Origin of the sequence: Pseudoalteromonas sp. SMS1 (genome assembly GCF_021530565.1) — a bacterium.
Lineage (GTDB): Bacteria > Pseudomonadota > Gammaproteobacteria > Enterobacterales > Alteromonadaceae > Pseudoalteromonas.
Window position 1 is genome coordinate 152,419 of record NZ_JAKGBI010000015.1, and the last position, 10,565, is coordinate 162,983.

A 10,565-nucleotide genomic window follows, 5' to 3' on the forward strand; every position below is an offset into this window, starting at 1 on the left:
GCGGGGCTATTTACTTATTTTTTCTTTTTAGACTTCGCTTTTGCCGCTTTCTTTTTCGCTTTAATTTTGGCTGTGTCTTTTTTCTTTTTCGGTGGTTTTGCTTCTTTGTGTTTCGGTGCAAGGCCTTCGAGTGTTCTTCGTTTTAGCTTCTGATCTGTATAGCGCTCAACTTTACCCAATATTTCAGCATCGTGGGCTTCAACCAATGAAATGGCTGTGCCTTTTTTACCTGCACGGCCAGTACGACCAATACGGTGAACATAAATGTCCGCGGTGCGGGGCATGTCGAAATTAATAACATGGGTGATATCGGCAACATCGATTCCGCGCGCTGCAACATCGGTTGCAACCAGAATATTTGTGCGGCCACTATGGAAGCTTGCCATTGCAGCCATACGCTTGTCTTGTGGCATTTCGCCACGTAGCCATGTGGTTTTGATTTCATTGGCATACAGCTCGCCAATGAGTTGCTCCAAACGTTCACGTGTTTTAACGAACACGATGGCTTTTTCGACTTCTTCACTTTGTAATAGGTGTGTTAGCAGCGCAAGTTTATGCTTGTAATCATCAGCTAGGTGAACCCATTGATGAATTTTACCTTTCTCTTTACGAGAAGGCTCCGCTTCTAACAAGGCAGGGTCGTTTAATATGCGCTCTGCAAATAGTTCGACGCTGTCACCCTCAAGTGTTGCAGAAAATAAGAACCCTTGACGTCTGTTTTTAGCTTCATCACAAATGCGCAGCATTTCTTTTTTGAAACCCATATCGAGCATACGGTCTGCTTCGTCAAGTACGAGCAATTCGACATTGTCGGCATGGAAATTTTCGGTTTCTAGGTATTCCATCAAACGCCCTGGTGTGGCGATTAGAATGTCATTGTTCTTTTCAAATATTTCTTTGTGGCTACCGTAATTGATCCCCCCCGTTACCACACCAATGCGCAAGTGTGTGTTTTCGGCCAGTGCCTGACATTGCTCATGGACTTGGTAAGCGAGTTCACGGGTTGGTGTCATTATCAATACACGTGCAAAGCCCGGATCCTTTCTTGGGAAATCAAGTAGGTACTGAATTGCGGGGATCAAAAAAGCGGCTGTTTTTCCCGTGCCAGTAGGTGCCGAGGCGAGAATGTCTCTGCCCAATAGCGCTTCTGGGATAGAGAGTTGTTGAATGCTGGTAGCGGTTGTATAACCAATTTTTTTTATGGCAGAAAGTAACTTACCATCAAGATCGAATTCAGAAAATTGCATAATGCATCACAAATAAAGGACAATAGCGGAATTATACGTGTGCTTGACGTTTTCTAAAAGGTACAATATGACAAGCTTTGCATTTAAACAGTTTAAAATTGATCAAAAGCGCGCTGCAATGAAGGTTTCAACTGATGGAATAATGTTTGGCGCATGGGTCTCATTGGAGAATGCACGAAGTTTATTGGATATTGGTACAGGCACTGGGATACTCAGCCTGATGGCTAAGCAGCGGATGCCGGAACTAAATGTTGTTGCAATCGAAATTGACGATCACGCCGTACTCGATGCAAAAGACAATATTACTGCCTCGCCATGGCCTGAAATTGAATTGGTACAACAGGCTGTACAACAATTTGACACAACGCAGCAATTTGACTTGGTGATCAGCAACCCGCCCTATTTTCAAGCAAGCCTCAAAGGGGGCAATGTGCGTCGCAATGTGGCACGCCATACCGATAGTTTAAGTTTTGAAGAATTAATAGATGCATTTTTACGGGTCGCTCACTCCAGTGCTCGTTTAGCAATTATTTTACCCACTGAAGCAGGAAACACATTTATATCACTCGCGAAGCAAAAAAAGCTCTATTTAGCGAGACTATGTGAAGTCAAAACAACGCCGACCAAAGGTGTTTCTCGAGTGATGTTTGAAATGTCCACGGGAGCGTGTAACACCCTCAAAGAAACTTTGTGCATCTATGACGAACAGGGCAAGTATTCACAAGCGTATACGTCGTTATGCAAAGCATTTTACCTGAAAATGTAATATTCAAACGTGTTAGTCTAGGGTAATTAAGTTGGTGGCAAAGGAGTCCCATATGGCCAATTTAGACCAAATAAAACAAATACTGCGGTTTTTGAGTGAGATCGAACTGCCTTATCAGATGACGGAACTTAGGAGCCCCACTTTTTTACCTGGGCTAAGGCATAATCAAGGCATGTTGGAAATAGATGTCGGAAAAGTCCAGTATCCTGGTGACATACTACACGAAGCTGGGCACTACGCAGTCTGTGACCCCGCAGAGCGTCAGTTTTTGGACGGCAACATATATAAAACGGGCTTACAGCACCAGCGTGCGAAACAACAAATGATGGGAGAAGAGATGGCGGCGACAGCGTGGTCTGTTGCAGCCGCAATTCACCTTGGGTTTCCGCTTACGGTCGTATTTCACGAAGCGGGCTTTAGAGGCGCGAGTGACAGTTTAATAAAGGCGTTTGAAAGTGGTGGAGGGATAGGTCACCCACTCTTAGGGGCGTATCAAATGACATGTCCAAAAAACGGGTTTCCTTCGATGTCTGTTTGGGTAAGAACTCAGACTTGGCGGTGAAGGCGTCAGATGCTTTTAATCAATAGAGGGGGAGTGCGGGCGACAGTACCCGCTGGTGCCGCAATTTAGAGCGTGTTGGCATATTCTGTCATCACTTGTTCAATCCAAGTTGCGATGCGTTCGTCGCTTTTGTCATATTGGCTGTCTTCATCGAGCGCTAGACCAACAAACTGGCTGCCATCTTCGGTGAGCGCTTTCGATGCTTCAAATTCATACTCGTCTGAGTTTGGCCAAAATCCAATAAAACTGACCCCTTGCGGCGCAATTTTGTCATGTAGCATACCAAGTGCATCTTGAAACCATTGTCCGTAGCCTTGCTGGTCTCCCATACCAAATAGCGCGATGGTTTTCCCTTTTAAGTCGACATTATCGATGTCATCCCAATGTGACTCCCAATCTTCTTGAAGTTCACCAAAGTCCCAAGTAGAAATGCCGAAAATTACAAAATCGAATTGCTCTGCGTTTTTGAGCGGTTCGTCCTTTATATTGTGTAGTGAGAGGGTGTCCTTGCCAACAATTTCTTGAATCTTTTCAGCGGCCATTTCTGTATAACAGGTTGTAGAACCATAAAATAACCCGATTTGCATTGTATTCTTCACTTAAATGGCTGTTATTATATGGGGGCAGTCTACCTTAAGGTTTAATTAATTGATACAGGCAGCCCGTGAACGAACAAGAAACATTATCAAATACAGAAGATGATCCAATAGAAGCATTTTTAGATATGCTTTTCCTTGAACAAGGCCTTAGCGACAATACCATTTCGGCATATCGAAATGATTTAGAAAAATTTTCACATTTCGTCGCCAGTCATGTAGGTGATAAGCATTTATTTGAGGTTGTAGCTGCTGATATTGAAGCGTATTTAGCATATCGTGTTGATCAGGGATTAAAATCTCGCAGTACTGCTCGTTCGGTGAGCGCACTAAAAAGATTTTATTTGTATTGGGTTAACCACAAAAAATTGGCTGAAAGCCCAATGACGAATATTGCACAGCCGAAAACAATTCAGTCTTTGCCCAAAACATTAACTGAACAAGAAGTAGAAGCGTTACTCGGTGCGCCCGATGTTGAAGATGCAATGGGCCTGCGAGATAAAGCCATGCTTGAACTTCTTTATGCAACAGGCCTGCGCGTAACTGAGTTGGTAGGGTTACGCATGGAGCAAATTAATTTGCGTCAAGCTGTGGTCCTAGTGCGTGGTAAAGGGGGTAAAGAAAGGTTGGTCCCTATGGGGGAAGAGTCATTGCGCTGGGTTGAACAATTTCTCAAAATTGGTCGGCCACAAATGGTCAAACATGCCAATGATTTTGTCTTTGTTTCAAAGCGTGGCATTGGTATGACTCGGCAAACTTTTTGGCATAGAATCAAACTCTATGCTATGTTGGCTGACGTTAAGTCACCGTTATCGCCACATACACTTCGTCATGCATTTGCAACACACTTGCTGAATCATGGAGCGGACCTAAGAGTTGTACAAATGATGTTGGGTCATAGTGACTTGTCAACGACACAAATTTATACACATGTTGCGAGTGAGCGATTAAAATCGCTGCATCAACAACATCACCCAAGGGCCTAACGGAATTTATTTGAAGTTTTCCGGTCTTATTGGTTAGTTAAGAACGAATTTACGAGAACAATGATGAAAAAGTTATTTTTAGCAGCCGCATTGGCGGTAGGCGCTTCGGCTTATGCAACGGAAGCGACAACACCTGAAAGCACACTTGCTATCAACCCAATTCAACAGTCGTTGGCAAACTTAGGCCTGTCTGTGAATGATATTACAGATAGTCCAATCCCCGGGTTGAAGACGGTGATCACAGATCGCGGCGTTTTCTACTCTAGCCCTGATGGTCGTTATTTAATGCAAGGTGCGCTTATCGATGTACCGAATAGAAAAAATCTGACTGAAGATGCACTGAGCGGTGTACGTAAAGAAGGATTAAAAGATTATCAAGACTCAATGATTGTCTATAAAGCAGAAAACGAAAAGCACCAGGTAACGATTTTCACAGATATCACATGTGGTTATTGCCGCAAGCTTCACCGAGAGCTAGATGAGTATCTACAAGCCGGCATTACGGTGAAATATTTGGCGTTCCCACGCGGTGGAATACAAAGCCAAGGTTATGAAGACCTGATGAATGTTTGGTGTGCGAAAGATTCAGCGACGGCTTTGACTGAAGCTAAAGCGGGTAACCCTGTTGCGGATGTAAAAGGGTGTAGCGCGCCAGTTGCTGAGCATTATCAGCTAGGCCAAAAATTTGGTATCTCAGGCACACCTGCGATCATCTTAGATGATGGCAGCATTATTCCAGGCTATCAGCCAGCAGCAGAGCTTGCTGGCGTATTAGAAAGAAATGCAAAGTCTTAAGCATTGGGTATAATAGTGCCATCGCGAAAAAGGCCGTAAGGCCTTTTTTTGTGCCTGTTAGGTTGCCTCATGGGCAGGGCACTTGCCAATGAGTAACTAGAACATCCACTTTCAATTATTTAGATAAACGTATGCAAACAAAAATCCAACCAAGAGCGCGTATTGACGACAGTCACCTTCCTGACAACCTCCATCCTGTCATTAAACAACTCTATGCGACTCGAGGTGTATTAAATGCAAAGGAATTAAACAACAGCGCTGCAACTTTATTGGATTTTAGGTTGTTCAAGGACATTGCAAAGGCATGCGATATTTTACATACGGCACTGAATGCACAACAACGGATTTTGATTGTTGGTGACTTTGATGCTGATGGGGCAACGAGCACAGCCGTTTTGATGGAAGGTTTGCCACAGTTTGGGTTTACTTCAGTAGATTACTTGGTACCCGATCGGTTTAGTTTAGGCTATGGGTTGAGCCCTGCATTAGCGGAGCAAATTGTACAATTGTCACCTGATCTGGTTATTACTGTCGACAATGGTATTTCTTGTATCTCGGGCATTGATATTGTGAAGCAAGCGGGCATCAACGTGATTGTGACCGATCACCATTTGCAGGGCGAACAATTGCCCAATGCCGATGCCATTATTAACCCCAATCAGCATGATTGCCAATTTCCATCTAAATCGATTGCCGGTGTAGGGGTCGCCTTTTATTTACTTGTCGCTTTGCGTCACCACTTACGAGAGGCTACTTACTTTGAACAATCCGGGTGCCCAGAACCCAATTTGGCATCTTTATTAGACATTGTTGCATTAGGCACAGTTGCAGATGTGGTCGCGTTAGATGCAAATAATCGCACTTTGGTATTTCAAGGGTTAGCACGGATCAAAAGTGGCCGCACTCGCCCTGGCATACGTGCGTTAATTGAAGTTTCGAATCGCAATATTAATCGATTGACTGCCAGCGATTTCGGGTTTTCTCTCGCGCCGAGATTAAATGCAGCAGGGCGACTTGATGATATGAGTCTAGGCATAGCCTGCTTGCTTGCAAACGATGAATACCAAGCCAAGCGAATTGCCAATGAATTGGATGCGTTAAATCATGAGCGTCGAGAAATAGAGCAGGGGATGCAACAGGAAGCACACGCAGTATTAGAGCGCTTGAATAATAAAACACAGGAAGTACCAGACGCGGTATGCTTGTATCAAGATGACTGGCATCAAGGCGTAATTGGGATTTTAGCCGGTCGTTTGAAAGAGAAATATCACCGGCCTGCGGTTATTTTTGCTCAAGGGGAAGATGGCCAGCTAAAAGGCTCATGTCGCTCAATTGATGGGGTTCACATGCGTGACCTATTGGAGCACATTAATACAGAGAATCCAGGATTAATTCTTAAGTTTGGTGGCCACGCAATGGCTGCGGGTTTGAGCATTCTTGAAGCTGATTTTAGCCAATTTAAGCGAGCATTTGAGACAAAGGTGGCAGGTCTACTCAGTGAAGAGTTGAAGCAATGTGTTTTGCTCACTGATGGGGCCTTACCACCAGAATGTTTTAATATGGAGTTTGCTAATTTGCTCCAAAGTGCAGGGCCGTGGGGGCAGCAGTTTCCCGAACCTGTTTTCAGTGAACGTTTTGAATTGGTGCAGCAGCGTTTAGTCGGAGAAAAGCACCTTAAATTGGTGCTTAAGCATATGACCGGCAAGTTAGTGGATGCAATCGCATTCAATGTGGACTTACGGGTATGGCCAAACGCCAGCGCTCAATATGCCGAGGTTGTGTATCAACTAGATATTAATGAGTTTCGTGGTAAATTTTCATTGCAGCTGATTGTTCGTGAAATTCAGGCGCTGACAGTTGGTTAGCGTAACCTACACGAAAAACAAAGCGAGTTTTTGTGAAGTTAGACATCGGATTGCTAAATAAACCCCTAAATTTATCACTTTGGGGGCTAATATATGGTTGCAATTTTTGTTAGTATTAGCCGTTTAGACCGCCTGTATTACACACCGACAGTGAGTAGCGAAGCAGGCGAACAGCCAAAGATGTAAATTGGAGTAATGCAGATGTTTGAAGTGAATCCTGTGATTAATCAAATCAAGGAAATTCGCGAACGTACTGAGCTTCTTAGGGGGTATCTTTGACTATGCTCTAAAACAAGAGCGTTTAGAGGAAGTCAATGCCGAACTTGAAGATCCAGCAGTATGGAATGAGCCAGAAAAAGCCCAAGCATTGGGCCGTGAAAAATCGAATCTAGAAGCGATTGTTGAAACCATTGATAATCTTGTTGGTGGTGCAGACGATGCCGAAGGCTTAGTAGAGCTAGCGGTGGAAGCGGAAGATGAAGATACTTTCGTAGAAGCACAACAAGAAGTCGAAGGCTTAGTTGGACAGCTGGAAAAGCTAGAGTTTCGCCGTATGTTCTCGGGTGAACAAGATGCGAACGATGCGTATATCGATTTACAATCTGGTTCTGGCGGAACAGAAGCGCAAGACTGGTGTAACATGCTATTGCGTATGTATCTGCGCTGGGCTGAAGCAAAAGGCTTCAAAGTTGAAATCGTTGAAGCGACAGACGGTGACGTTGCCGGCATTAAAGGCGCAACTGTCCGAGTTTCTGGGGAATACGCTTACGGTTGGTTACGCACAGAAACTGGCGTACACCGTTTAGTTCGTAAGAGTCCATTCGATTCAACAGGTCGCCGTCATACCTCATTTGCCTCTGCATTTATTTATCCTGAAATTGACGAGAATATTGAAATTGACATTAACCCAGCGGATTTACGCATTGACGTATATCGTGCATCGGGTGCGGGTGGTCAGCACGTAAACCGTACAGAATCTGCAGTACGTATCACCCACTTACCAACGAATACTGTAGTGCAGTGTCAGAATGACCGTTCACAGCACAAAAACAAAGCGCAAGCAATGAAGCAATTAAAAGCTAAGTTGTTTGAACTTGAAATGAAAAAACAAAACGCCGAGAAGCAGTCTCAAGAAGATGCGAAATCTGATATCGGTTGGGGTAGTCAAATTCGTTCATACGTATTAGATGACTCACGTATCAAAGATTTAAGAACTGGCGTTGAAAACCGCAATACGCAAGCGGTACTTGACGGTGATTTAGATAAATTTATCGAAGCTAGCCTGAAATCAGGCCTTTAATCAACAAGCTAAACTAAGAGCTAAAAAATGACAGATCAAATCCAAGACGAAAACAAACTCATTGCTGAGCGTCGCGCAAAATTGGACTCAATTCGTGAGAATTGTGATGCCAATGGCCATCCGAACACCTTCCGCCGTGAAGATTATACGGCTGATCTACAGGCTAAGTTTGGTGATAAATCGAAAGAAGAGCTTGTTGAATTAGATCATCAGGTGTCTGTTGCCGGTCGTATTCTTGCGAAACGTGGTCCTTTCCTAGTACTTCAGGATATGAAAGGTCGTATTCAGGCATATGCTTCTAAAGATGTGCAAAAGGCACTGAAAGAAAAATATGGTCAGCTAGATATTGGTGACATTATTGGTGTATCTGGTCCACTTCATAAATCAGGTAAAGGTGATTTATATGTCGATATGGTTCAGTACGAGCTATTGACGAAATCTCTTCGTCCATTACCAGAAAAATTCCATGGTCTAACCGATCAAGAAGCGAAATACCGCCAGCGTTATGTTGATTTAATTACCAACATGGATACCCGAGAGACGTTCCGTATCCGTTCAAAGGTGATTGAGGGTATTCGTCGTTTCTTAGCTGAGCGTGACTTCATGGAAGTTGAAACGCCAATGCTTCAGGTTATCCCAGGTGGTGCAACGGCGCGTCCATTTGTGACTCACCACAATGCACTAGACATCGACATGTACCTACGTATTGCACCAGAGCTTTATCTAAAGCGTCTCGTGGTAGGTGGTTTTGACCGCGTATTTGAGATCAATCGTAACTTCCGTAACGAAGGTCTTTCAACGCGTCATAACCCAGAATTCACGATGATCGAGTTCTACCAAGCATACGCTGATTACAAAGACTTAATGAACTTAACTGAAGATATGTTACGTACTGTCGCACAAGATGTACTTGGCACAACTACGGTGATTAATACAGTTAAAGACGCTGAAGGTGAAGTTGTTGAGACTATCGAGTATGACTTTGGTAAGCAGTTCGAGCGTCTATCAATGGCTGATGCGATCATCAAATATGGTCCTGACGCTGAAGAAATCGCGCACATCTTTAAAGATCCTGAAAACCACTTCGATGAGCTAGTGGCTTACGCGAAAAAAGTGCATGTTAAAATCCCTGAGAAGTGCGTATGGGGTGCGGGCAAGTTCTTGTGTGAAATTTTTGAAGAAACTGCTGAGCATAAACTAATTCAGCCCACTTTCATAACCGAGTACCCGTGGGAAGTGTCTCCACTTGCTCGTCGTAATGACGAAAACCCGTTCATCACAGACCGTTTCGAATTTTTCGTTGGTGGTCGTGAACTTGCGAATGGTTTCTCGGAGCTAAATGATGCACAAGACCAAGCTGAGCGTTTTGCGCGTCAGGTTGAAGAAAAAGATGCCGGTGATGATGAAGCAATGCACTTTGATGCAGACTACATTCAAGCTCTTGAGTATGGTTTGCCACCAACAGCTGGTGAAGGTATTGGTATCGATCGCCTTGTGATGTTATTCACAGATTCACCCACGATCAAAGATGTTATTTTATTCCCGCACATGCGCCCGCAAGCGGATTAAATAATGATTGAAGAGAAAAGCGCCTTTGGCGCTTTTCTTTTATCTATGTGAGAGATCTCTCAAAAATAATTTTAATTTTCTCAATAAACTCTGCGTTTTTATTCTAAAACAGCGTGTTATCATTTCTGTTTCCGTAATAAATACTAAAATCTTCTAACGGCATGGTTTGCAATATCATCTCTCGTTTCTATACTGACGGGGCATTTAGGATGAATCATTACAATAAAACATCAGAAAACATATAATTATGCCGGAATTAGATGAAAAACAAATAAAACATGAGGCGGCAAGGAGGGAGTATTGTCGTCAATGTATCGCTGACTTTCAGAAGCTTGGATACTTGGACTCGTATTTAGAAGAAGTCTTTGATCGTAAACAACGCTTATTAAGCCAGTTTTCTGCTCAGCCAACCCCCAGAAATGACTAGCTTTAAAACAAAATGATAGAAAAAAAGGCAGGGTGTTCAATCTGTCACCATATAGTCATGTTTTACAAGAAAAGTGTTTGACTTATTTTTTCTGTTCTATATTATACGCCCCACAAAGACGGAGAGGTGGCCGAGTGGCTGAAGGCGCTCCCCTGCTAAGGGAGTATAGGGTTTGTAGCCCTATCGAGGGTTCGAATCCCTCCTTCTCCGCCATTACTTATGGTTTCTTTGTACGGACGCGTAGCTCAGCTGGATAGAGTACCTGGCTACGAACCAGGCGGTCGGAGGTTCGAATCCTCCCGCGTCCGCCACTTTACTCAAGTGGTTAAATAGTGAGTCCACTCCTCAAGTGTTAAAATACCGAGAAATAACGGACGCGTAGCTCAGCTGGATAGAGTACCTGGCTACGAACCAGGCGGTCGGAGGTTCGAATCCTCCCGCGTCCGCCACTT

General features: G+C 43.9%; 10 protein-coding genes and 3 tRNA genes. 11 read left to right on the forward strand and 2 right to left on the reverse strand.

Annotated elements, in window-relative coordinates; genetic code table 11:
• Window positions 1–14: 14 nt before the first annotated feature.
• Window positions 15–1,247, reverse strand: a complete 1,233-nt coding sequence (srmB, locus tag L1286_RS16555) for an ATP-dependent RNA helicase SrmB (protein ID WP_235408148.1) — start codon at window positions 1,245–1,247, stop codon at window positions 15–17.
• Between the two features lie 67 nt (window positions 1,248–1,314).
• On the opposite strand from srmB, the gene L1286_RS16560 reads away from it, so the two are divergent.
• The gene (locus tag L1286_RS16560; RefSeq protein WP_235408149.1) at window positions 1,315–2,013 is read left to right on the forward strand and encodes a tRNA1(Val) (adenine(37)-N6)-methyltransferase; all 699 of its coding nucleotides are present in this window, start codon (window positions 1,315–1,317) and stop codon (window positions 2,011–2,013) included.
• Between the two features lie 52 nt (window positions 2,014–2,065).
• Window positions 2,066–2,575 (forward strand): hypothetical protein, encoded by a 510-nt coding sequence (locus L1286_RS16565; protein WP_235408150.1) that lies wholly within the window; start codon window positions 2,066–2,068, stop codon window positions 2,573–2,575.
• Between the two features lie 65 nt (window positions 2,576–2,640).
• On the opposite strand, the gene fldB is transcribed toward L1286_RS16565, so the two are convergent.
• Complete coding sequence (gene fldB, locus L1286_RS16570) at window positions 2,641–3,162, reverse strand: flavodoxin FldB (protein WP_235408151.1); 522 nt, start codon at window positions 3,160–3,162, stop codon at window positions 2,641–2,643.
• 77 nt (window positions 3,163–3,239) lie between these two features.
• On the opposite strand from fldB, the gene xerD reads away from it, so the two are divergent.
• The 9 genes from xerD to L1286_RS16615 all read left to right on the forward strand — a co-directional run bounded on the left by xerD (window position 3,240) and on the right by L1286_RS16615 (window position 10,562).
• Window positions 3,240–4,157 carry a site-specific tyrosine recombinase XerD gene (xerD, locus tag L1286_RS16575; RefSeq protein ID WP_328284237.1) on the forward strand — a complete coding sequence of 306 codons (918 nt, stop codon included), beginning with the start codon at window positions 3,240–3,242 and terminating at the stop codon, window positions 4,155–4,157.
• A 63-nt stretch (window positions 4,158–4,220) separates the two neighbouring features.
• Window positions 4,221–4,952: a bifunctional protein-disulfide isomerase/oxidoreductase DsbC gene (dsbC, locus tag L1286_RS16580; RefSeq protein WP_235408164.1), complete on the forward strand. Its 732-nt coding sequence runs from the start codon at window positions 4,221–4,223 to the stop codon at window positions 4,950–4,952.
• Window positions 4,953–5,083: 131 nt separating this feature from the next.
• Window positions 5,084–6,817 carry a single-stranded-DNA-specific exonuclease RecJ gene (recJ, locus tag L1286_RS16585; RefSeq protein WP_235408152.1) on the forward strand — a complete coding sequence of 578 codons (1,734 nt, stop codon included), beginning with the start codon at window positions 5,084–5,086 and terminating at the stop codon, window positions 6,815–6,817.
• Window positions 6,818–7,018: 201 nt separating this feature from the next.
• A protein-coding gene (prfB, locus tag L1286_RS16590) for a peptide chain release factor 2 (RefSeq protein ID WP_235408153.1) occupies window positions 7,019–8,117 on the forward strand; the annotation gives its coding sequence in 2 pieces (ribosomal slippage) (window positions 7,019–7,093 and window positions 7,095–8,117; 1,098 coding nt in all).
• Between the two features lie 27 nt (window positions 8,118–8,144).
• Entirely contained in the window at window positions 8,145–9,686 is a 1,542-nt protein-coding gene (gene lysS / locus L1286_RS16595; protein ID WP_235408154.1) for a lysine--tRNA ligase, read from the forward strand.
• A gap of 247 nt (window positions 9,687–9,933) precedes the next feature.
• Window positions 9,934–10,113: a hypothetical protein gene (locus L1286_RS16600; RefSeq protein ID WP_235408155.1), complete on the forward strand. Its 180-nt coding sequence runs from the start codon at window positions 9,934–9,936 to the stop codon at window positions 10,111–10,113.
• A 120-nt stretch (window positions 10,114–10,233) separates the two neighbouring features.
• Window positions 10,234–10,326, forward strand: a tRNA-Ser gene (locus L1286_RS16605).
• 21 nt (window positions 10,327–10,347) lie between these two features.
• Window positions 10,348–10,424: transfer RNA gene (locus L1286_RS16610), tRNA-Arg, on the forward strand.
• Window positions 10,425–10,485: 61 nt separating this feature from the next.
• Window positions 10,486–10,562 (forward strand) — tRNA-Arg (locus L1286_RS16615).
• Window positions 10,563–10,565: the final 3 nt, after the last annotated feature.

What these genes read in the sequence shown, in the direction of transcription:
- L1286_RS16560 (WP_235408149.1), top strand. Translation starts at nt 1,315, where the DNA reads ATGACAAGCTTTGCATTTAAACAGTTTAAAATTGATCAAAAGCGCGCT.
- fldB (WP_235408151.1), bottom strand. Translation starts at nt 3,162, where the DNA reads ATGCAAATCGGGTTATTTTATGGTTCTACAACCTGTTATACAGAAATG.
- dsbC (WP_235408164.1), top strand. Translation starts at nt 4,221, where the DNA reads ATGAAAAAGTTATTTTTAGCAGCCGCATTGGCGGTAGGCGCTTCGGCT.
- recJ (WP_235408152.1), top strand. Translation starts at nt 5,084, where the DNA reads ATGCAAACAAAAATCCAACCAAGAGCGCGTATTGACGACAGTCACCTT.
- L1286_RS16565 (WP_235408150.1), top strand. Translation starts at nt 2,066, where the DNA reads ATGGCCAATTTAGACCAAATAAAACAAATACTGCGGTTTTTGAGTGAG.
- L1286_RS16600 (WP_235408155.1), top strand. Translation starts at nt 9,934, where the DNA reads ATGCCGGAATTAGATGAAAAACAAATAAAACATGAGGCGGCAAGGAGG.
- lysS (WP_235408154.1), top strand. Translation starts at nt 8,145, where the DNA reads ATGACAGATCAAATCCAAGACGAAAACAAACTCATTGCTGAGCGTCGC.
- srmB (WP_235408148.1), bottom strand. Translation starts at nt 1,247, where the DNA reads ATGCAATTTTCTGAATTCGATCTTGATGGTAAGTTACTTTCTGCCATA.